We start from the raw sequence: 22,372 nt of genomic DNA, 5'->3' as shown, positions 1-22,372 counted from the left end.
TCAGCGGCCTCGTCCGGCCGGTTCCGGAACCGGTGTGTTCGCCACGATCTTCGACAGGATCACGTCCGGGGTGATCTCGTCGGAGAGCGCCTCGTAGGAGAGCACGAGGCGATGCCGCATCACGTCCAGGACCAGGTCGCTGACGTCCTCCGGGACGACGTACTCACGACCCCGGATGTACGCCAGCGCGCGTGCCGCCAGCACCAGACTGATCGACGAGCGCGGGCTGGCGCCGAAGGTCACGTACCGCGCGAGATCGCTCAGCCCGGCCCGGCCCGGCTCGCGGCTGTTGTGCGCGAGCTGCACCGCGAACTCGATGAGCGAGGGATCCACATACACCCGGTCGGCCTGTTCCTGCAGCTCCACCAGCGTCGCCGGGTCGATGATCCGCTGGATGACCGCGGCCGGGGTGAGCGCGCGCTCGACCACCACGAACTCTTCGGTGACGCTGGGATAGCCGACCATCACCTTCATCATGAAACGGTCGACCTGCGCCTCGGGCAGCGGGTACGTGCCCTCGGTCTCGATCGGGTTCTGGGTGGCCATCACCAGGAACGGGTTCGGCACCGGGTGCGTCTCGCGGCCGATCGTGACCTGACGTTCCTGCATCACCTCGAGCAGCGCGCTCTGCACCTTCGCCGGCGCGCGGTTGATCTCGTCGGCGAGCAGCAGATTGGTGAAGACCGGGCCCAGCGACACCTGGAACTCGCCGGTCGGCTGGTGGTAGATGCGGGTGCCGAGGATGTCGGCCGGCACCAGGTCGGGGGTGAACTGGACCCGGTGGAAGTCGCCGCCGATCGCCTGCGCCAGCGACTTCACGGCCAGCGTCTTGGCCAGGCCGGGCACGCCCTCGACGAGGATGTGCCCGCGCGCCAGCAACGCGACGAGGAGCCGTTCGAGCAGCACGTCCTGCCCCACGATGGCCTTCTTGACCTCGTACAGCACCTTCTCGACCGGGCCCGCGGAGGCCGGCGGGGCGGTGGTGTCGCTCCAGTTCATCAAACCGTCCTTAGGGCGTCAGAGCGGTGGTGCGGCCGGGCCGTTGCCGCCCGGACCGCCGGCCAGCGCCGCCCCGATCGGGACGGCGAAACCGATGCCGATGAAGGTGCCCGCGTCGGTCGGGTTGGCGAGCGCCACGACGACACCCACCACCTCCGCGCGGTCATTGATCAGCGGCCCACCCGAACTGCCCGGGTTGACGGCCGCGTCGAACTGGATGAGCCCGGTCATCGGGCCCGGCTTGTCCCGGTTCATGGTGCGGTCGAGGCCGGACACCACGCCGGCCGTGGTGCTCATCGCGAGGCCCAGCGGGTTGCCGATGGCCACCACGTCGTCGCCGACCTCGACCCCGCCGCCGAGCACGGCCGGCACCACGGTCATCGGCAGCGTGTCCGGCTGCAGAGTGGCGATGTCCTGCTGCGCGTTGGAGGACGCGACCCGGGCCGGCGACGAGGTGCCGTCGGTGTAGCTGACCTTGATGCTCCGGGCGCCCTCGACGACGTGCGCAGCGGTCAGGATCAGCCCGTTGGCGTTGATGATCGTGCCGCTGCCGGTGGCCGACTCGGCCATCCCGGTGCCGGGGCTGACCGGCCCGGTGGTCTGGATCAGCACGGTCGAGGGCAGCAGCGTCTGGTAGATCTGCTTGGCGGTGAACGGACCCGCCGACGCCGACGGCGACGCGGACGGGCGGAGGGCCGCGGGCGTTTTGTCGTTTCCCCCGCCGCCGCGGAACAACACCACCGCGGTGATGACGACGGCCCAGACGGCGACGACCGCGAGGAACACGCGGCGCCGGACCACCGGCGTGTTCCACCGGCGTTTCGGCTCTTCGGGGGCAGGCGCAGGGTCCCGGTCGCCGGGAACGCCGAGCGGCCGAACCTCCAGGCTGTCCATTCATCGAGACTAGGGTCGTTTCCGCGAAATTGCCCTGGTGCGGATGGCCGGTTCCCGGTCCGCGAGATCGCCCACCCTTTGGAAAATCCCTGCAAAACCCCCAGATGGACGCTCTACGGCTCTTGCTCCGGAGCGTTTCGGGTGACCGTCGTCGTGCCGGTGACCAACTCCAGCACGCTGTGGCGGTCCTTGCGCAGCCGGGCCAGGACGCCGATCACCGCGGCCGCGAGCAGCACCACGGACAGGTGGCCGGTGGCCTGCAACACGGCGACCGGTAGCCACCAGATCAGCCAGCGCAACGGCACCCGCCGGCCGGTCGACGGCCGGAGGAAGAAGGTGACCTGGCCGAGCGTCGCGTGGTCGTGCCGCAGCATCGGGAGCACGAGCGTCGTAACAGCATAAATGCTGACATAGACGGGCAGTGCCAGCCACCGGCTGTCGGGGCCACCGCTGACCACCACCACGGCCAGGATCAGCGACGTGATCAACCAGCCGATCAGCAGGTCAGCGAGGACGGCCAGCCCCCGCCGGGTGAGTCCGGGCCGGGCCAGGTCGGCGGAGTGCGCCGGAACCGGGTTCGGCAGCAGCCGCGCGGTCGCCACCGCGAGCAGCCAGCCCACCAGTGTCCCGACCGTGTTCGTGACCAGATCGCCGGTGTCGGCCACCCGGTACGGGCAGCCGAACGCCCCGAACACCGCGGTGCCCTGGGCGACCTCGATGAGCAGCGAGACACCCAGCCCGATCAGACCGGCGACCAGGATCCCGCGCCGGAAGTGGTAGCGCAGCGCGTATCCCAGCGGCACGAACAGCAGCGCGTTCAACACCAACTGCAGATAGCCGGTGACCGTCCCGTCGATGCTGGCGACCGGGTTGAGCACGAGGAAGTCGCCGGTCGATCGGGCCGCACAGAACGCCGCCGTCTCCCGCGGTAAGGGAAACAGGGTATACGCCGCGATCCCGCACAAATACAGCACTTCGCCCGCCGACAGCACCGCCGTCCACCCGGTCAGACGGCCGTGCCGCTCGTACTCCGCGTGGATCCAGGGCAACACGAGCAGCGGGAGCAGCAGTGCGAAAAGCACCACCGCGATAAGGGTCGTCCCAAGATCAAACACGCACCCGATACTGCCCGTCTATAACGGGCGCTGAACCGACGACCCCTGTTCATCCGCTCTGGCCGAGGCGTCGGCTGCCTTTGCGTTGGCGTCCGGAGCGGGGCTTTCGGCGGTAGCACCTTCGGGCATTGCCACCTATGCGGCTCGGACATTTCCGGCGAAGCTTGGACCGTGTGGGCGTGCGCGGTCGCGGAACGTACCCCGCCGCTTCCACTATCCGGGAGGGCCGTCCGCTGTGCGGGACCGGTGTCCACATGGTGAATCCGAGTCCGCAGAGTGGGATTTCCATCTACTTTGGACGGAGTTTCGCCCGACATTGCGGCTTTTACTCCAGTGCTTTTCCCGGCAGAATGTAGACCTTGGAGGGTTATGGCTCGAATATGGGCGTAACTCTCCAAGGTCTCCGATAGTCCCGGGATGCGGTGGCAATGTCCATATAGTGGGACCGGCGCGGACCAGACCACCCGAGGGGGCGCCACTGCTCAAGACCTCCAACCTGGGCGGCCCGGAAGCTGCCGCCGATCACTACCTCGAAGACGATCAAGGTCCTCGGCCTTTACGAAGGGCGATATTCGACCTCGGGGCGGCCCGGTCCGCCGTAGCGCGGCGCCCGCAGCACCCGGCCGGTGTCCGCCAGGTGTTCCAGGTAGCGCCGTGCGGTCACCCGGGACATGCCGGTGCCGGCGGCCAGCTCGGCGGCGGACAGCCCGGCCGGCGCCGACGACCGCAACGAGAGCAGCACCCGGTCCAGCGTGTGCGCGTCCAAGCCCTTCGGCAGCGAGTCCTGCGAGCCGCGCAGCGTCGCGAACACCCGGTCGATCTCGTGCTGCGCCGCGACCTCGCCGGCCTGCTGCACCTGGGTGCGGTAACGGGCGTACCGGTCGAGCTTGTCGCGAAAAGCCGCGAACGTGAACGGCTTCAGCAGGTAGTGCGTGACGCCCAGGGCCACCGCCTGCCGGACCATCGCGATGTCGCGCGCCGAGGTCACCGCAAGCACGTCGGTGCCGCTGCCCGCGGTGCGCAACGCCCGCGCGATCTCCAGGCCGTGCATGTCCGGCAGGTGCAGGTCGAGCAGCACGAGGTCGACCCGGTGGTGGCGCAGCGCGGCCATCGCCTCGCGCGCGGTGTGCGCCACGGCGACGACGTCAAAACCTTCGACCTTTCCCACGTACGCCTTGTGGGCCTCGGCGATCAACGGTTCGTCGTCGACCACGAGCACCCCGATCGGCGGCGTGCTCATCGTGACACCGGGAGGCGTACGGTCAAGATCGCACCGCCGCCGGGAGCGCGCGTGATGGCGTAAGCACCGCCGTAGCGGTCCGCCACCTGCCGGACCAGCGACAAACCGATGCCGCGTCCCGGACCCTCCTTCGTGGACCAGCCCCGTCCGAAGGCGGCGGCGGCCTGCTCGTCGGTCAGGCCCGGACCGTTGTCACTCACCCGCACCAGCACGTCGTTCTCCTCCTGGCGCACCAGCACCCGCACCCGTCGCGGCGCCGCGGCCGACGCGACCGCCTCCAGCGCGTTGTCGACCAGATTGCCGACCACGGTGAGCAGGTCCCGGCTCGGCAGCATGTCATTGTCCAGCCGGGAGTCGTCGTCCACGGTCAGTTCCACGCCCCGCTCGTCGGCCTGCGCCGACTTGCCCAGCAGCAGCGCGGCCAAGGCAGGCTCGGCCAGCGCGCCCACCACCTGGTCGGTGAGCTGCTGCGCGCGGGCCATCTCGGCGGTCGCCAGCCGCACCGCCTCCCCGGTGCGCCCCAGCTCAACCAGTGTCAGGACGGTGTGCAGGCGGTTCGCGGCCTCGTGCGCCTGTGCCCGCAACGCCTCGGTCAGGCCGCGCACCGAGTCCAGCTCGCCGGTCAGCGCCCGCAGCTCGGTGTGGTCACGCAGGGTCAGCACGGTGCCCAGCACGCGGCCGGAGAACCGGGTCTCGCGCTGGCTCGCGATCAGCACGCGGTCGCCGGCCAGAATCGGTTCGTCCAGGGTGGTGCGCCGGCTGGCGATGAGGTCCCGGGCCTCGGCCGGCAACTCCTCGCCCAGCAGACGCCGGCCCTCGTCGTTGACGAGCGTGATCCGGCCGGCCCGGTCCGCGACGACGAGCCCCTCGCGGACCGAGTGCAGAACCGCGTCGTACGCCTCGTACATCCTGGTCATCTCGGCCGGTCCGAGCCCGTGCGTCTGGCGGCGCAGTCGCCGGCTGAGTAACCAGGCACCCAGCCCGGCCAGCAGCAGCGCGACCACCGTGGCGCCGCCGACCGCGGGTATCTGGGTGCGCAGACTGTGGTTGATCGCGGCGGTGGTGATGCCGACCGAGACCAGGCCGATGATTCTGCGGTCCGGCGCGCGCACCGGGACGACGGTCCGGACCGAGTCGCCCAGGCTGCCCCGGAACTGCTCGGTCACCGTGCCGCCGGCGAGGGCCGCGTCGATCGTGCCCGCGTACGGCCGGCCGATCAGGCTCGGTGTCGGATGTGTGTACCGGGTGCGGTCCGGTGCCATGATCACGATGAAGTTCGTGCCCGTTGCCAGGCGAGTCGATTCGGCGTACGGCTGGAGCAAGGTTGTCGGGTTTGGACTGCGCAGCGCGTCGGCCACCGCGGGGGAGCGCGCGATGGCCTCGGCCACCCCGGTCACCTCGAGCGTCGCGGCGTTGCGGGCGTCGCGGCGGGCGAGCAGGACGGCGCCCGCCGTGCAGCTGCCCACCAGCAGCGTCACGACCAGCACTTGCAGGGCGAACAGTTGCCCCGCGATACTCCAGCGTCGGGTCATCGTCATTCCTCGGCGTGAACAGAATGACCGTAATGGTGCCCGATAGTGAGATCCAGGCCACAGTCCTCGCATGGAGACACAGGCATCCCCGCCGGCCCGCAGGGACCGGATTCGCTACCTCTACCCAGCGGTGATCGTCGCGGTTCTGCTCGGCATCGCTGTCGGTTTCCTCGTCCCCGACTTCGCCGTCGAGCTCAAACCCATCGGAACGGGCTTCGTCGATCTCATCAGCATGATGATCAGCCCGATCATCTTCTGCACCATCGTTCTCGGCGTCGGCTCGGTGCGGCAGGCCGCCAAGGTCGGCAAGGTGGGCGGGCTCGCCCTCGGTTACTTCCTGGTGATGTCCACGGTGGCACTCGCTATCGGTTTGATAGTGGGCAACATCATTCACCCGGGCGCCGGCCTGCATCTCGACGCCGCGACCGCGGCCGCCGGCCAGAAGTCGGTCGGTGACACCGGGTCCGAAGGCGCCACCGACTTCCTGCTCGGTCTCATTCCGACAACACTTCTGTCCCCGCTCACCGGCGACTCGGTGCTCCAGACGGTGATCGTCGCGCTACTCGTCGGCTTCGCCGTGCAAACCCTGGGTTCCCGTACGCCTCCGGTCCTCAACGCCATCGGCATCTTCCAGCGGATCGTCTTCAAGGTGCTGTCGATGATCATGTGGCTGGCCCCGATCGGCGCGTTCGGCGCGATCGCCGCCGTCGTGGGGGCGACCGGTGTGGACGCCCTGAAGAGCCTGGCCCAGATCATGCTCGGCTTCTACGCCACCTGCGCGATCTTCGTGTTCCTGATCCTCGGGGCGCTGCTCTGGGTGGTGGCCCGGATCAACCTGCTCAGCCTGCTGCGCTACCTCGGCCGCGAGTTCCTGCTGATCCTGTCGACGTCGTCGTCGGAGACCGCGTTCCCCCGGCTCATCGCGAAGATGGAGCACGTCGGCGTGTCCCGCACGGTCGTCGGCATCACGGTGCCGGCCGGGTACTCGTTCAATCTGGACGGGACGGCGATCTACCTGACGATGGCGTCGCTGTTCGTGGCCGACGCGCTGGACCGCCCGCTGTCCGCCGGGCAGCAGATCAGCCTGCTCCTCTTCATGATCATCGCCTCGAAGGGCGCGGCCGGGGTGACCGGGGCAGGGTTGGCCACGCTCGCCGGCGGCCTGAAGGCGCACCAGCCCGCCCTGGTCGACGGCGTCGGCCTGATCGTCGGTATCGACCGGTTCATGTCCGAAGCCCGGGCCTTGACCAACTTCGCGGGTAACGCCGTGGCAACGGTTCTGGTCGGCACCTGGACCGGCGACTTCGACCGCGACCGGGCATTGTCCGTGCTCTCGGGCGCGGAGCCGTTCGACGAGTCCACGATGGTTGATGAAGGGCAAGGGTCGAGCGCGGAAGAACGGGCTACCGTTTCGTAGGGAGATAACGCCGGTGGGTTCGTACCCCCTCGAGTCCCACCGGCTCCGGTCCCGTCCGCGCCCGTCCTTACCCCCCTCCGGGCCGGGCGGGACCAACCAATGGCCCCGGGCGCGTTCCACCGCGCCCGGGGCCGCCGGAGCCGCGACCACACCTCGCCGCGCACCGCCGCCCTCCGCGCCGTCAAAATCGCGCCCGCCGGAAATGTCGGACATGCGCGTGCCGACCAGCCGCCGGCCCTTCGCGCGTGTTCGGTAATGCCGAACGGCGTGCCTGGTGAAAACGCGTTCGCGCGGATGACGATCGACCCGGGCGACGCCGGCACCCTCCGGCGTAGCTTGTTCACTGGCAGTTCTCGTCACGGCAGTTCTTGGCAACGGCAGCGAGGAGCCCACCGATGAAGAAGCTCATCAACGACCCGGCGAACGTAGTCTCCGACGCGCTGCGCGGCATCGCCGCCGCCCACCCGGAGCTGCGAGTGGATCACGAAAACCGCATCATCTTCCGCGGTGACGCGCCCGTCCAGGGAAAGGTCGGGCTCATCTCCGGCGGGGGGTCGGGGCACGAGCCGCTGCACGGCGGTTTCGTCGGTCTCGGCATGCTCGACGCCGCGTGCGCGGGCGAGATCTTCACGTCGCCGGTGCCGGACCAGATGGCCGCCGCGACCAAGGGCGTCGACGGCGGCGCCGGCGTCCTGCACATCGTCAAGAACTACACCGGCGACGTGATGAACTTCGAGATGGCCGGCGAGCTGGCCGAGGCGGAGACCGGCGTGCAGGTCGCGACCGTGGTCACCAACGACGACGTCGCCGTGGAAGACAGCCTCTACACCGCCGGGCGCCGCGGGGTCGGCATCACCGTGCTGCTCGAGAAGATCGCCGGCGCCGCCGCCGAGGAACGCCGCCCGCTGGCCGAGGTCGCCGAGGTGGCCCGCAAGGTCAACGCGAACGGCCGGAGCATGGGCCTGGCGCTCACCTCCTGCACGGTCCCGGCGGCCGGCAAGCCCACGTTCGAGCTGTCCGAGGCCGAGATGGAGGTCGGCATCGGCATCCACGGCGAGCCCGGCCGCCGCCGCGTCCCGATGGCGCCGGCCAACGAGATCGCCGAGATGCTGGTCAGCCCGATCCTCTCGGACTACGACTTCACCGGTGGCGGCGGCGTCATCGTCTTCATGAACGGCATGGGCGCGACCCCGCTGATCGAGCTCTATGTCATGTACAACGAGGTCGCCAACATCCTCGGCAAGGCCGGCATCCCGATCGCCAGGTCGCTGGTCGGGCCGTACATCACGAGCCTCGACATGGCGGGCTGCTCGGTCACGCTGCTGAAGGCCGACGACGAGATCCTGCGGTTGTGGGACGCGCCGGTGCGTACGCCGGGGCTGCGGTGGGGGATCTGATGGACACTGCCGCTTTCTCGGCGTGGATCCGGGAGTTCGCCCGGCTGGTCGGGCAGAACAAGGACTACCTCACCGAGCTCGACTCGGCGATCGGGGACGCGGATCATGGCGCCAACATGACCCGCGGCCTCAACGCCGTCGTCAAGATGCTCGACGAGGAAAAACCGGACACCCCCTCCGCGCTGCTGAAACGCACCGGCATGACGCTCGTCAGCACGGTCGGCGGGGCGAGCGGCCCGCTCTACGGCACGGCGTTCCTGCGAATGGCCGCCGCGGCCGGGGACGCCGAGACGCTCGACGACGGCACCTTCGCCAAGATGCTGCGGGCCGGGCTGGACGGGGTGCTCGCCCGCGGCAAGGCGCAGCTCGGTGACAAGACGATGGTGGACGCGCTGACCCCCGCGGTCGACGCGCTGGACGCCACGCTCGCCGCCGGGATGCCGTTCCCGGACGCCATGCAGGCCGCGTTGCGCGCCGGCGAGGAAGGCCGGGACGCGACGGTCCCGCTGGTCGCGCGCAAGGGCCGGGCCAGCTATCTGGGCGAGCGCAGCGCCGGTCACCAGGACCCGGGTGCCACCTCCGTGACGATGCTGCTGGCCGCCGCCGCGACAACGCTGACCGCCTGATGGTCGGTCTGGTGGTGGTCAGCCACAGTCACGCGCTGGCCGAGGCGGCGGTCGCGCTGGCCGCCGAGATGCTGCACGGCCAGGACGTGCCACTGGAGATCGCCGCCGGCTTGGACGAGACGACGTTCGGCACCGACGCCATGGCCATCACCGAGGCGATCACCGCCGCCGATCGGGGCGACGGCGTGGTCGTCTTGATGGATTTGGGCAGCGCGGTCCTCTCCGCCGAGCTGGCCCTGGACCTGCTGGACGACGACGCCCTGCGGGACCGGGTAACGCTGTGCCCGGCCCCGCTGGTCGAGGGCCTCGTCGCGGCCGCGGTCGCAGCTGCTTCCGGCGCTTCCCGCGACGAGGTGGCAGCAGAGGCGGCCGCAGGCTTGGCAGGCAAACAATCCCAATTGGGTACGCCGGTTGAAGCCGGCCAGGTGGACGACGCAGCCGGCCACGAGGGCGTCCTTTTGACGGTGACCAACCCGCACGGCTTGCATGCCCGCCCGGCCGCTCGCCTGGTAGCGGAGGTTCGCGCTTTCGACGCAAAGGTGGAGCTCCGCAACCGCACCACCAGTTCGGCCTGGGTCCCGGCGTCGAGCTTGTCCCGGGTCGCCACCCTGGGCGCGCTGAAGGGCCACGACCTCGAGGTCCGCGCGACCGGCCGGCAGTCCACGGAGGCGGTCGAGGCGGTGCTCGCCTTGGCGGCCCGAGCCTTCGACGAGTCCCCCGACACGGTCAACTCCGCGCCCTACCTAACGCCCGCGTCACCCACCGTGCGGGTTGCGGCGGATCCGAACTCACCGCCGGGCTTCGCCGCCCCCGCCGCCCCCGCCGCCCCCGCCGTGTCCGCGGCCCCCGCCGTGTCCGCGGCCCCCGCCGTGTCCGCCGTGCCGTCCGATCGCCAGCCGCCGTCTGCCGCACCCTCTTCCTCGTCGGCCGAACCCCAAACGCCAACGTCGCCCCCGTTTTTTAACGAAATATCCGTTAAATCGGGCGAGGCTGCGCAGGAAGGCCGCGGTTCGGCAGGGGCTGCCGTCGGATCGGGTGAGGCTGCGCAGGAAGGCCGCGGTTCGGCAGGGGCTGCCGTCGGATCGGGTGCGGCTGCCTGGGAAGGCGACGCCTCGCCATCGGCCGCCCTCGGATCGGGCCCGGCGTCCCGCGGTGTCGGGGCCTCGCCGGGGGTTGCTATCGGGGCTGTCTGGCGAGCGCGGGCCGCCCCGGTGGAAATTCCGGAAATATCGTCGCAAGGGGCGGCCGCGGAGTGGGCGCGCGTCGCGGCGGCGATCGGCACCGTCCAAGCTGAGCTGCGGGGGATCGACGATCAAAGCGGGATCTTCGAGGCGCACCTCCAGCTGCTCGATGACGATGACCTGCTCGACGACGTCCGGGCGCGGGTCGCGGACGGGGCTGCCGCGCCGAACGCATGGGCGGGCGCCGCGGAACGGGTTGCCGGTGAGTTCGACGCGCTCGCCGACCCGTACCTGAAAGCCCGCGCCGCCGACGTCCGCGCCGTCGCCGATCAAGTACTGCGGGCCATTCTCGGCGTCGCGGCCACCAGTCTCGACGGGACCGGTGTGCTCATCGCGGCCGACCTCACCCCGGCCGAGACCGCGGGGCTCGATCCCGCGAACGTGACCGGCCTGCTGCTCGCGGACGGCAGCCCGACCTCGCACGCGGCGATCATCGCGCGTACGAGGGGAATCCCGGCCATCGTCGGCCTGGGACCGGCCCTCCTGGATCTCCCCGACGGCACCCTGGTCGCCTTTGACGGCGGCACCGGGGAGATCGTCGCCGGACCGACCGAGGAGGTCCTCGCGCAGTTCCGTGAGCGCGCCCGCGACCAGGAACAACGCCGCGCGGAAAGCCTCGGCCGCGCTGCCGGCCCGGCGTTGACCGGCGACGGCGTCACGATCCTGGTCGGCGCGAACATCGGCTCGTTGAACGACGCCCTCGGCGCGATCGGAGCCGACCTGGCCGGCCTGGTGCGCACCGAGTTCCTCTTCCTGGACCGCGACGCCGCGCCGGGAGTGGACGAGCAGGTCGCCACCTATCGAGAGATCGCCAACGCGCTCGGCGGCCGGCGGATCACCCTGCGCACCCTGGATGTCGGCGGCGACAAACCGTTGCGCTACCTGCCGGGTCCGGTCGAGCAGAACCCGTTCCTCGGCGTACGCGGGCTGCGGCACTCGCTCGATCATCCGCAACTGTTCGCCGACCAGCTCCTGGCGATCGCCACCGTCGCCCGTGAGGTGCCGGTCAGCGTCATGTTCCCGATGGTCAGCACGGTCGACGAGCTGCTACGCGCGCGGCAGATGCTCGACGAGGCGATCGCGAAGGCCGGCCCGGTCCGGGAGGATCTGCAGGTCGGCATCATGATCGAGGTGCCGGCCGCCGCGTTGAAGGCGGCCGCGTTCGCGCCGCACGTCGACTTCTTCAGCATCGGCACCAACGACCTGACGCAGTACACGCTGGCCGCCGAGCGGGGCAATCCCGCGCTCGCCCGGCTGGCCGACGGGCTGGATCCGGGCGTGCTGCGCCTGATCGAGATGACCTGCCGGGCCGCGGGGGAGCGGGTGCTGGTGGCCGTCTGCGGTGAGCTGGCCGCCGACGAGATCGCGATCCCGCTGCTGATCGACCTGGGCGTGCGCGAACTCAGCGTGGCGCCGCCGCTGATCCCGGCCACCAAGGAGGCGGTGCGCTCGACCACGGTGGACGCGGCGTCAGCCTCCGCGGCACTGGGCTTGCCGGGCGCAGGCGACGTGCGAGCCTCCCGAAAGGAGTAGGTCCTCGGCCGCTCGTCGTCCGTTACACAGTCGCCAGCGGGTCCCGTCGTCACGCTGCCCTCAAGTTAGCGTGTCGGGAGCTGCCCCCATCTTTTCACATGTCCGACATTTCCGGTCGCGAGGCTCGGATTGGCGCGTCAGCAGGGCTGCTGACCCGGCGGGTGGTGCGCGGGGTTTCCATTCCGTGGGACGGCCGACCACCTGCCGAGACGGGTCACCACATCCTGGGCCCAGCGTCCGGGATGTGAGACCCGCATCCACTGTGGAGGATGCTTTTGTTAGACGATGAGGCTTTCGTCCGGCCAGGTTCGCCGCCCGAATGTGAACCTTGGAGAGTTGTGGCTCGAATGTGGGCGCAACTCTCCAAGGTTCACAAAAATCCACGATGTGGCCGCACTGTCCACATAGCGGGACCACCCGCCCGCGAACGGATCGCGATGACGGGGTCGCGCCCGAGCGGCGGCCCGGTCGCGTTCCAAGCGCCTAAGCCTTCCGCCCCACCACGGCGTAGATCCCCAGGTCGGTGCTGACCGGACGCTCCTCGGCCCGATCCTCCGGACGCCAGTCGCTCACCGCCACGATGCCCGGGTCGACGATCTCCAACCCGTCGAAATACTCGTCGATCGTGGCCTTCGACCGGGCGCGCACATCCGTCCCGCCCGCGGCGAACATCTTCTCGTACGCGGCCACACCCTCGGGCGTACTGAAATCCATCGTGCCGTGACTCAGCGCCAGATAGCTGCCGGACGGCAGCGAGTCGACCAAGCGGCGCACCACCGCCGCGGTCTGCTCGTCGTCGTGCAGGAAATGCAGGATGGCCAGCAATAACAGCCCGACCGGCTGCTCCGGGTCGAGGGTGTCGCGCAGCGCCGGGTGCGCCAGGATCGCGTCCGGGTCGCGCAGGTCGGCCTCCAGATACGCCGTCCGGCCGCGGGGATCACCCTGCATCAGCGCCCGCGCGTGCACCATCACGATCGGGTCGTTGTCCACGTAGACCACCCGGGACGACGGGTCGACGCGCTGCGCGATCTCGTGCGTGTTGTCCGGCGCGGGCAGGCCGGTGCCGATGTCCAGGAATTGCCGGATGCCGGTGTCGGCCAGAAATTTCACGCTTCGGCGCATGAAAGCCCGGTTCGCGCGTGCGAGCTCCACCACGATCGGGAACGCCCGCTCGATCGCGTCACCGCTTTGCCGGTCCGCCTCGAAATGGTCTTTGCCACCGAGCCAGTAGTTGTATCGGCGAGCGGGATGGGGAACGGACGTATCAATCCTGGAGTGTGCAGACACGGGCGATCCCCTTCGCGGAGTGGTCCGGATCGCCGATCTTACGGGACGTCCGCGACCACCGTACAAAGTGGATCATGGAGGCGGGTGACCCGATGGGTTACGCTCGCATCCATAGTCACGCATGATGATCGTGGTGGAACTATGAGTGAGCAGGTCCTTCCGTCGCATGTGATGACCGAGATCGACAGCCCGATCCGGGAGTCTCGTCTCACCGCGGTGGACGAGTTGTCCCGCCTGGCGTTCGGGGCCGATCTCGCGATGGCGGCTGCCGCCCGCCGGGAGCTGCAACGGCTCACCGACGACGACAGCCGCAGCGTGGCGTCCGCCGCCGCGCGGGCGCTGGAGCGTACGGCGATCCGCCTGAACCCGGACAGCCTCGACTTCGGCCAGATCGCCCCCGGCACCCCGCGCCTGGTCGCGGACGTGCTGGTCGAGGGGCCGCCGCTGGCCGTCGCGGCGGCCACCGTCACCGTCTCCGGTCCGGGGCTGCGGGCCATGCTCACCGGCCGTCAGCTGCGCGTCGTCTGGCTGCCGCGCACCGACTGGCTGGACGGCTCGGTCACCGTGCGCGGTCCGGCCGGCTGGGCCGATGTGCGCGTCACCGGCCAGGTCACCGAGGCCGCGCCGGTGCCCCGCTCGGTCGCCGAGGCGTACGAGTCGACGACGTCCGGCGTGCGCGGCCTGCGGATGACCGTCCTGCCGCCCACGCCGCCGCCGCGCAGCCGCCGCCGTCTCGGTGCGACCGCGCTGGTCGGCGGCCTGACCGCGCTCGTGCTGCTCGGCGGCGCCGGTGTCGCTGTCGCGTTCACGATGAACCGGCCACCGAGCGCGCCGGCCGCCGTGCAGGGCATCGGCCCGACGCCGGCCCCGTCCACCTTCAAGGGGCAGGCTCTCACCACTCCCGGGCCGGCTCAGGTTCCGCTGGCCAACCGCATTCGCAGCGTCGACAAACCGACAATCGCCGCAACCGTACGCGTCGGCGCCGAACCCGAAGGCGTCGTCGTCTCCCCCGACGGCAGCACGGTCTACATCGCGAACCAGAGTTCGCACGTGCTGTCCGTGATGGACGCGCAAACTCGCCAGGTCAGCTCGATCCAGCTGCGTAACACACCGCGGTTCGTGGCCGTCTCGCGCGACGGCAAGCTGGTCTTCGTCTCGATGTACGAGGACCTGCTGGACGGCAGCGGGGTCGCGGTGGTCGACACGGCGAGCCGCAAGGTGCTGCGCAACCTGGACACCGGCGTCCAGCCGTACGCGTTGTCGGTCGGCCCGGACGGCCGCCTCTGGGTGCCGATCCACAGCAAGGGCAACATCGAGGTGTACGACGCGACGGGCACCCGCCGGGACGCGAAGATCACCGTGGTGGCGAATCCGCACGCGGTGGGCTTCTCCGGCGATCTGATGCGCGCGTTCACCCCGAACCACGAGTCGAACGTGGTGTCCGTGATCGACATGCGGGCCGACAAGGTACTCAAGACCATTCCGGTGAGTAAGGCGCCGCACAGCCTGGCGGTCTCACCGGACGGGCGGCGGGTGATCGTGGCCGGCTACGAGGCGAACGCGACGAACCTGATCGACGCGCTGACCCTGAAACGCGGAGACCCGGTCAAGGTCGGCACCGAGCCGCAGTCGGTGGCGTTCGCGGCCGACGGCGAGCACGCGTACGTGGTCAACGAGGGCGACAACACCGTCTCGGTGCTGAACGGACGCACCGGCAAGGTGACCTCGACGGTCAAGGTCGGCCGCAGCCCCCGTACGGTCGGCGTGTCCCCGGACGGCCGATTCGCCTACGTGTCCAACGGCGACGACAACACGGTCTCCGTGCTGAAGGTGGGTGCGTGAGCCCGCGCGACGCCACGGCCGAGGAGGTGCTCGTCCGTGGGCTGTTCCAGGAGCACGGGGCGGCGATGGTCGCCTTCGCCACGCGACTGACCGGTGACCGCGGGCTGGCCGAGGACGTGGTGCGGGAGACGCTGGTCGCGGCCGCGCACGACCCGGAGGCGCTGAGCGGCGGACGCGCGCACCTGTTCGTGCTGCTCCGGGCCCGGGTCGCCGGGCAGGTCGTGGGCCAGCCCGATCCGATGGCGGTGCTGACCGCGCTCGACTCCCTGCCGGCCGAGCAGCGTCAGGTGCTGGACGCGCTCTACTTCCAGGGCCGCGACGTGGACGAGACCGCCCGGTCGCTCGGCCTCGAGGCGGGCATCGTGATGTCGCGCAGCTATCAGGCACTGCTGGGCCTGCGGGGTGCCGTCTTCGAGGGGGCCGGATGAGTTCGCAACTCCTCGGGGCGTACGTGCTGGGTGTTCTTGATCGGCAGCAGCAGGAGGTGCTCCGGGTCCATCTCGACGACTGCGCCTCGTGCCGCCGCGAGGTCGACGACCTGCGCGAGATGGAGGCGGCGCTCGGCGAGATCCCGCCCGAGGCCTTTCTCGACGGCCCGCCGCCGGACGGTGAGCTGCTGCTGCAGAAAACCTTGCGACAGGTACGCGACGAGCACCGCGACCGGGCCCGGCAGCGACGCACGATCCGGATCGCGGTGGGTGTCGCGGCCGGGCTGCTGGCCCTGGCCGGTGGCCTGATCGCCGGGCGTCTCACCACACCGGACGTCAGTTTGATCACCACCGGCACGGCCGCCACGCCCACCCTGCCCGGCACCCGCACCGGCGCCGCGACCGACCCCGCCACCGGCGCCACCATGAGCGTCTCGGTGCGGCCCGCGGCCGGCTGGGTCCGGGTGCACGCGGAGGTCGGCGCGGTACCGGCGGGCGAGGAGTGCCGCCTGGTCGTGGTGGCCCCGGACGGCACACGTGAGCCGGCCGGAAGCTGGCTGACCTCGGCGGACACCGCCGTTGTGGACGGTGCGGCGCTGATGGACCCGGCGTCGGTGGCGCGCGTTCAGGCAGAGACTTACGCCGGTCAAATCCTCGTATCGGTTCCCGTCTAGGTTTTCGTGCGGCCGGGGCATATGCTCGGAGCGTGATGGCATGACTCCGTAGCGTCACGAAGGCCGGTGATACACGATGACCGCTGCGTTCTGGGTTGCGCTGGGCATCGTCGTCTTCGGTGCGTTCAGCTACGCGACCGCGTCGATCCTCCAGGCCGTCGCGGCCCGCCGCTGCAACGGCACCGTGCAGACCATGCGGCATCCGCTGTACCTGCTGGGCATCCTCTGCGACATGCTCGCCTGGGTCGGTGCGATGTACGCGTTGCGCGAGCTGGCCGTCTACGTTGTCGAGTCCGTGCTGGCCGGCTCGCTGGCCATCACCGTCATCGCCGCCCGGTTCATCCTCAAGTCCCGCCTGCGTCCGCGTGATGTCTCCGCGATCATCATCTCGCTGACCGCACTGGCCGTGTTGTCCCTTTCGGCCGGTCAGCAGGAGGACGTGCACGCTTCGAGCACGATGCGCTGGGCTTTCTGCACCGCCGCCGTGGGTGTGGTGATCGTGGGTGTCGCCCTCACGAAGCTCGCCGTTCCGGCCGGTGCGATCGCCGCCCTGGGCGGTCTCTGCCTCGGCAGTGCCGCCCTGGTCGGGCGCGCGCTGCCGATGAACCACGCGCTCACCGATCCCCTCACGCTGGCGTTGCTGACTTTCGCGTTCACCGGCATGCTCCTGTACGCCAACGCGCTGGGCCGTGGCGAGGTCGGCCCGGTGACCGCGATCCACTGGACGGCCGAGGTGGTCGTCCCGTCCGCGATCGCGCTGTTCCTGCTCGGTGACACGGTCCGTCCCGGCTGGGGCCTCGCCGCCTCGATCGCCGGCGTCGTCACGGTCGCCTCCGCCATCCTGCTGGCCACCGCCCCCGCGACCAGCTCGACCGCCCTGCCCCCCGAGGTCGGTCCCGCCCAGCCACTTCCGCCGCTGTCCGTCCCCACCGAACGGGTTATCTGGTGGGGTCCGCCCCCGATCTGGACCCCACCCACCCGCACCAGGTCGGCGCTGGCCTCGCCCTCGGTTCCGGCGCCCGCCCTGTCCGGCCGCGCCACGCCGCAGCCGCAGCTCACCTGGACGCCCGCCGAGCGGCAGCCGGTCTGGACCCCGCCGCGCCGCGCCGACCACGACGCCGTTCCGCTGACGCCACGACACGCCCAGCACGCCGAGCAGGTGTGGCAGTCCGGCCAGGCCTGGCAGCCCGACCAGGTCTGGCACGCCGAGCAGTCCCGGCACGCGGACCGCCCGTGGGACGCCTACGCCGACGACGTTCCCGAGCCGGCCCGCGCCGAGCGCCCGCCGGCCCGCCCGAGCCTGCGCCCCTGGGACGATCTCTAGCGACGGCAGCGCGACGGCCGGGGTAGCTTTCCTGCCATGTACACCCTCATGACCGTCCTCCGCAAAAAGCCGGAGGTCTCGACCGAGGACTTCCGGCACTTCCTGGAGCACGAGTACGGCCCGGCCTACGTCGCGATGCCGCAGGTCCGGCACTACGTCCAGCGCTACGTGACCGACCTCGCGACCGATCCCGCCGACCCGATGGACGCGTTTGTGGAGATCAGCTTCGACTCTCCCGAGGCGATGCGCGAGGCCCTCGACACCGACGGTTATCGGCAGGCGCACGAGCGACGCCAGGCCTACATGGCCGACATCCGGTCGGCCGTCGTCGACCGCGAGGTGAAGCTGGTCTGAGGGGTGATCGACTTCTCGATCATGACGGCGTACCAGAGGCAGAACATCGCCACCGCCCACACCTTGCGAGAGTTGTCCGCGACGCCGGCCCGGTGGTCGGCGAGCAGCTTCTGCGCGTAGTTCAGGTCCAGCAGGTGACCGGCCTGCGAGTCGGCGAACAGCGCGCCGACCCAGTCGCCGATCATGCCCTTGAGCCAGACCCGGGTCGGGGTCGGGAAGCCCAGCTTGCGGCGCTCGCGCACCGACTCGGGGACGATCCCGCGCATCGCCTCGCGTAGCGCGTGCTTGGTGGTGCGGCTGTGCGCGGGCAGCTTCAGCTCGGTGGACAGGCCGGCCGCGGCGGCGTACACGGCCGAGTCCAGGAACGGGACCCGCAGCTCCAGCGAGTGCGCCATCGACATGCGGTCGGCCTTGTGCAGGATGTCGCCGGGCAGCCAGGTGTGCAGGTCCACGTACTGCATCGACGCCACGTCGTCCACATCGGCCGTCTCGGCGTACAGGTGCCCGGTGATCGCGGTGTGGGGTTCGGCGGTGAATCGCATGATCTCGGCCTTCTCCGCCGGGTCGAAGATCCGCGCGTTGCCGTAGTAGCGCTCCTCGATCGGGGTCGTGCCGCGTTCCAGGAAGCTGCGGCCGCGCATCCCCTCGGGCATCACGTGGGACAGATTGCGCAGGCCGCGCTTCATGCCGCCGGGCAGACGGCCGATGCCGGCCAGCGACATCGGCTCGCGATAGATCGTGTACCCGCCGAACAGTTCGTCGGACCCCTCGCCGGAGAGCACCACGGTCACGTACCGGGAGGCCGTCTGCGCGAGAAAGTAGAGCGGGATCAGCGACGGGTCGCCGCTCGGGTCGTCGAGCACCTGCACGATCCGGGGCAGCTCGCGGATCACGTCCTCGTCGGTGACCACCGTCGGCGTACACCGGAGGCCCAGCTGGTTCGCGGTGTCCTGGGCGACGTCGATCTCCGAATAGCCCTGCTGGGCGAAGCCCGCGGTGAAGACGTGCAGGTCCGGCTTCACCTCCCGGGCCAGCGCCACCACCGCCGACGAGTCCACCCCGCTCGACAGGAACGCGCCGACCGGCACGTCGGCATGCATGTGCTTGCGTACGCTGTCGCGCAGCGCGTCCTGAATGCTGGCGAACGCGGCTTCGGGCTGCAGATGCAACGGGCGCAGCGACGGCCGGAAGTAACGGTCGATCCGCAGTCCGCCGCCGGCCGTCCAGGTCAGCCGATGTCCGGGCGGCAGCCGGCGTACCTGCCGGTGCAGCGTCATCGGCTCCGGCACGAACTGGAAACTCAGGTAATGCGCGAGCGCGTCGGTGTCGAGCACCGCGTCGCCGTCCGCGCCGAACGCCTTCAGCGCCTTACGCTCGCTGGCCAGGAACAATCCGTCGGTGCTCTCCAGCAGGTAGAGCGGCTTGATGCCGAACGGATCGCGCGCCGCGTACAAGGTCGAGGTCCAATGGTCGTACGCCACGAAGGCGAACATGCCGCGCAACCGTGGCAGCGCCGACGTACCCCAGTAATGGATCGCCGCCGCCAGCACCTCGCTGTCGCCCTGCGTGCCGAACGTGGCGTTGTGCTCGCGGATCAGCTCCGAGCGCAGCGCCTTGTAGTTGTAGATCTCGCCGTTGAACACGACGGTCCAGCGCCCCGCCTGCGGCCCGTCCGGCGGGTAGTGCACCGGCTGGGCGCTTTCCTCCCGGTCCACGATCGCGAGCCGCTTGAAGCCGAACGCCATCCCGTCGGTGAACTCCACCCGGGTGTCGTCCGGCCCGCGGTGGTGCATCGACTCGAGGGCACGGGTGAACGTCGCGATCGCCTCGGCGTCCGGCGGCCCCGCGTTGGGCCTGCTGCTCACGAAGACACTGAGACCACACATGCGCGGAAGTTTGTGTCCGCGATGGTGAAGAACTTGTGCGGAAGTCGCTGAGATGTTTACTCCCACCGAAATCTGAACGGTTCTTCACAGGAACCCGACAATCCTTGGTCGTCGCGCGGCGCTGAGTAAAAATCCACGGCGTGACAGCGCGCATCCTGGTGGCCGACGACGATCCGAAGCATGCCCAGATCGTCCGCCTGTACCTCGAGCGCGAGGGCCACCAGGTGCTCACCGTCGGTGATGGTCGCGCGGCGCTGGAGCAGGCCCGCGCCCGCAAGCCGGACCTGATCGTGCTGGACGTGATGATGCCGCTGGTCGACGGGCTGGACGTGTGCCGGATCCTGCGCGCCGAGTCCAACGTGGCGATCCTGCTGGTCACCGCCCGCTCGTCGGAGAACGACATGCTGCTCGGGTTGGACATCGGCGCCGACGACTACCTGTCCAAGCCGGTGAGCCCGCGCGAGCTCACCGCCCGGGTGCGGGCCCTGCTGCGACGCGCCGGCACGAACGACGGCCCGGCGGCGGTGCTGCGCGTCGGCGATCTCGAAGTGGACGCCGGCCGGTTCGAGGTGCGGGTCCAGGGCGTACCGGTGAATCTGACCGCTAAGGAGTTCGCCATCCTCGAGTTGCTGGCCGGCGAACCCGGCCGGGTCTACACCCGTGGGCAGATCATCGACAAGACGTTCGGCTTCGATCACGACGTCTCGGCCCGTACGGTCGACGCGCATGTGGTCAACCTCCGCCGCAAGATCGAGGAGGACCCGGCCGCGCCGCGATATGTGCAGACGGTCTACGGCCGTGGCTACCGGATGGCCGAGCTGTGAGTTTCCGGCTGCGCATCTTCGTGCTGGCCATGGCCGTGGCGGTCACCGCGATCGGGGCCACGGCCTGGCTCATGCTGAGCCTGTCGCAGAGCCAGGCGACGCGTTCCCGGCAGGCTCAGGTGCGGCATCAGGCCGAGATCGTCGACACGGTTCAGCGGTACGGGCTCCGGCACGGTCACTGGCCCGGCGTCGACGTGGTGGTCGCCGGCCTGGCCCAGCGCACCGGTCTGCACATCCAGCTGCGCACCTCGGACGGGCAGGTGCTGGTCGACTCGGACACCATGGCGAACCGGCCGTCCGGCCTGGTGCGCGCCTCGGCCATCACGATCGACCCGCAGCCCCAGCTCGACCCGCAGATCGCCTGGCTGGCCTCCGGTCCCGGCACCGGGCGGCCGCCCAAGCAGGCGATCGCGCGGAACCTGTTCGGACCGGCACCGACCGATCACGTGCTGGGCTCCCCGTCGGCGCTGGCGGTGCGGCAGATCGCGCAGTACCGCGCCGCGCTCGGCACGGTCCGGTGCATCGGGGGCCGGACCAAATCGGATCCGGTGCTGCAGGCCGACACGGCGCCGTACCTCACGCAGGCACAGATCCAGAAATATCCGGACTGCGTCCACGCGGCGGTGCGTAGCGTGCTCGCCGACCAGAACTGGTTCAACGACCTGTGGGGCGGCTACCTGAGCTGTCTCAAGGCGGGCGGCGAGCCGACCCAGGACTGCCTGATCCGGGCCTACACGACCGGCGTGACCACGACCTCGGCCGCGCCACTGCAGCTCTACCTCGGCGGCGGCACGGTCGAGGCGGACATCGGCGATCTGAGCCGCCCGGCCGTCCTCGGCATCGCCGGGCTGGTCCTGGTCGCGCTGGTCGGCACGGCCCTGATCGCGCGCCGGGTCAGCCGTCCGGTCGGCCTGCTGACCGATGCGTCCCGGCATCTTGCCGACGGCCGGTTCGACGTACGCGTCCCGGCTCGCGGCCGCAACGAACTGGCCCGGCTGTCCGCGTCGTTCAACGCGATGGCCGAGGCGGTGCAACGCAGCGAGGAACGCCAGCGCCGCCTGATCGCCGACGTCGCGCACGAGATGCGTACGCCGCTGTCGAACCTCCGTGGCTACCTCGAAGGCCTGTCCGACGGCGTGGTCGAGCCGAGCCGGGAGCTGTTCGCGTCGCTGCACGAGGAGACCCTGTTGCAGGGCCGTATCCTCGACGACCTGCAGGTTCTCGCGCTGGCCGAGGCCGGCGAACTGCGTTACGACACGTCGCCGACGGACCTGTCCGACCTGGTCGCGGCCAGCGTGATGGCCCATCAGGTGGCGGCCACCGAGGCCGGTGTCACCGTGCACGCCGACGCGTCGACGCCGGTCTGGGTGCAGGGCGACACGGACCGGCTGCGGCAGGTGATCGGCAACCTGCTCACCAACGCGCTCCGCTACACCGACCGCGGCGGCCGGGTCGTCGTCCGGGCGCGGGTCGAATGGGGCGAGGCGGTGTTCGCCGTCGAGGACACCGGCGTCGGCATCGCCGCCGGCGACCTCCCGCACGTCTTCGACCGCTTCTGGCGCGCGGACCCGGCCCGCCAGCGCGCCACCGGCGGCACCGGCCTCGGCCTGACCATCGCCCACCGCATCGTCAGCGACCACCGCGGTCGCATCGAGGTCCGCAGCCGCCACCACTTCGGCACGGCCTTCACCGTGCGCCTCCCGAGCTGCGACACCCCGTTCGGCATCGACGACGCCTGCGCCTGAAGCAGCAGGGTCGT

General features: G+C 70.4%; 18 protein-coding genes. 11 read left to right on the top strand and 7 right to left on the bottom strand.

The window, feature by feature from the left end; translation table 11 throughout:
- The 5 genes from HH310_RS06050 to HH310_RS06030 form a co-directional block, all read right to left on the bottom strand.
- Complete coding sequence (locus HH310_RS06050; protein WP_169174421.1) at positions 1 to 999, bottom strand: MoxR family ATPase; 999 nt, start codon at positions 997 to 999, stop codon at positions 1 to 3.
- An 18-nt stretch (positions 1,000 to 1,017) separates the two neighbouring features.
- Positions 1,018 to 1,893, bottom strand: coding sequence for a S1C family serine protease (locus HH310_RS06045; protein ID WP_169174420.1), 876 nt, complete (start codon positions 1,891 to 1,893; stop codon positions 1,018 to 1,020).
- Between the two features lie 113 nt (positions 1,894 to 2,006).
- Positions 2,007 to 2,978: a VanZ family protein gene (locus tag HH310_RS06040; RefSeq protein ID WP_169174419.1), complete on the bottom strand. Its 972-nt coding sequence runs from the start codon at positions 2,976 to 2,978 to the stop codon at positions 2,007 to 2,009.
- Between the two features lie 586 nt (positions 2,979 to 3,564).
- Complete coding sequence (locus HH310_RS06035) at positions 3,565 to 4,248, bottom strand: response regulator (protein WP_169174418.1); 684 nt, start codon at positions 4,246 to 4,248, stop codon at positions 3,565 to 3,567.
- Positions 4,245 to 5,780 carry an ATP-binding protein gene (locus HH310_RS06030; protein WP_169174417.1) on the bottom strand — a complete coding sequence of 512 codons (1,536 nt, stop codon included), beginning with the start codon at positions 5,778 to 5,780 and terminating at the stop codon, positions 4,245 to 4,247. Before HH310_RS06030 ends, HH310_RS06035 begins: the two co-directional genes overlap by 4 nt.
- 70 nt (positions 5,781 to 5,850) lie before the next feature.
- Between HH310_RS06030 and HH310_RS06025 the strand changes: the two genes are divergently transcribed.
- The 4 genes from HH310_RS06025 (at position 5,851) to ptsP (ending at position 11,994) form a co-directional block, all read left to right on the top strand.
- Positions 5,851 to 7,197, top strand: coding sequence for a cation:dicarboxylate symporter family transporter (locus tag HH310_RS06025; protein WP_169174416.1), 1,347 nt, complete (start codon positions 5,851 to 5,853; stop codon positions 7,195 to 7,197).
- A gap of 395 nt (positions 7,198 to 7,592) precedes the next feature.
- Positions 7,593 to 8,594, top strand: coding sequence for a dihydroxyacetone kinase subunit DhaK (gene dhaK / locus HH310_RS06020; protein WP_169174415.1), 1,002 nt, complete (start codon positions 7,593 to 7,595; stop codon positions 8,592 to 8,594).
- A complete protein-coding gene (dhaL, locus tag HH310_RS06015) occupies positions 8,594 to 9,220 on the top strand; it encodes a dihydroxyacetone kinase subunit DhaL (protein WP_169174414.1) in 627 nt (208 codons plus the stop codon). The genes dhaK and dhaL overlap by 1 nt, the downstream gene beginning before the upstream one ends.
- The gene (gene ptsP, locus HH310_RS06010) at positions 9,220 to 11,994 is read left to right on the top strand and encodes a phosphoenolpyruvate--protein phosphotransferase (protein ID WP_211191827.1); all 2,775 of its coding nucleotides are present in this window, start codon (positions 9,220 to 9,222) and stop codon (positions 11,992 to 11,994) included. The genes dhaL and ptsP overlap by 1 nt, the downstream gene beginning before the upstream one ends.
- A gap of 483 nt (positions 11,995 to 12,477) precedes the next feature.
- Here the strand turns inward: ptsP and HH310_RS06005 are convergent, their stop codons facing one another.
- Positions 12,478 to 13,281, bottom strand: coding sequence for an SAM-dependent methyltransferase (locus HH310_RS06005; protein ID WP_312033861.1), 804 nt, complete (start codon positions 13,279 to 13,281; stop codon positions 12,478 to 12,480).
- Positions 13,282 to 13,422: 141 nt separating this feature from the next.
- Between HH310_RS06005 and HH310_RS06000 the strand changes: the two genes are divergently transcribed.
- From HH310_RS06000 to HH310_RS05980, 5 genes are all read left to right on the top strand, one after another.
- Positions 13,423 to 15,123, top strand: a complete 1,701-nt coding sequence (locus HH310_RS06000; protein WP_169174413.1) for a beta-propeller fold lactonase family protein — start codon at positions 13,423 to 13,425, stop codon at positions 15,121 to 15,123.
- Complete coding sequence (locus tag HH310_RS05995) at positions 15,120 to 15,551, top strand: sigma factor-like helix-turn-helix DNA-binding protein (protein WP_312033860.1); 432 nt, start codon at positions 15,120 to 15,122, stop codon at positions 15,549 to 15,551. The genes HH310_RS06000 and HH310_RS05995 overlap by 4 nt, the downstream gene beginning before the upstream one ends.
- Complete coding sequence (locus HH310_RS05990) at positions 15,548 to 16,225, top strand: anti-sigma factor (RefSeq protein WP_169174412.1); 678 nt, start codon at positions 15,548 to 15,550, stop codon at positions 16,223 to 16,225. Before HH310_RS05995 ends, HH310_RS05990 begins: the two co-directional genes overlap by 4 nt.
- Before the next feature lie 76 nt (positions 16,226 to 16,301).
- The gene (locus HH310_RS05985) at positions 16,302 to 17,549 is read left to right on the top strand and encodes a hypothetical protein (protein WP_169174411.1); all 1,248 of its coding nucleotides are present in this window, start codon (positions 16,302 to 16,304) and stop codon (positions 17,547 to 17,549) included.
- A 36-nt stretch (positions 17,550 to 17,585) separates the two neighbouring features.
- Complete coding sequence (locus tag HH310_RS05980) at positions 17,586 to 17,903, top strand: EthD family reductase (RefSeq protein WP_169174410.1); 318 nt, start codon at positions 17,586 to 17,588, stop codon at positions 17,901 to 17,903.
- On the opposite strand, the gene asnB is transcribed toward HH310_RS05980, so the two are convergent.
- Positions 17,849 to 19,789 (bottom strand): asparagine synthase (glutamine-hydrolyzing), encoded by a 1,941-nt coding sequence (asnB, locus tag HH310_RS05975; RefSeq protein ID WP_169174409.1) that lies wholly within the window; start codon positions 19,787 to 19,789, stop codon positions 17,849 to 17,851. The genes HH310_RS05980 and asnB overlap by 55 nt on opposite strands.
- Before the next feature lie 131 nt (positions 19,790 to 19,920).
- Here asnB and HH310_RS05970 point away from each other — a divergent pair, with 131 nt between their 5' ends.
- On the top strand, positions 19,921 to 20,613 hold the full coding sequence (locus HH310_RS05970) for a response regulator transcription factor (protein ID WP_312033897.1): 693 nt from the start codon (positions 19,921 to 19,923) through the stop codon (positions 20,611 to 20,613).
- Entirely contained in the window at positions 20,610 to 22,358 is a 1,749-nt protein-coding gene (locus HH310_RS05965; RefSeq protein WP_169174407.1) for an ATP-binding protein, read from the top strand. Before HH310_RS05970 ends, HH310_RS05965 begins: the two co-directional genes overlap by 4 nt.
- Positions 22,359 to 22,372 lie beyond the last annotated feature (14 nt).

The sequence above is a fragment of the Actinoplanes sp. TBRC 11911 genome, assembly GCF_012933445.1.
Taxonomy (GTDB): domain Bacteria; phylum Actinomycetota; class Actinomycetes; order Mycobacteriales; family Micromonosporaceae; genus Actinoplanes.
The sequence above is the reverse complement of the archived record's forward strand: the minus strand, read 5'-3'. Positions and strand labels throughout refer to the sequence as shown.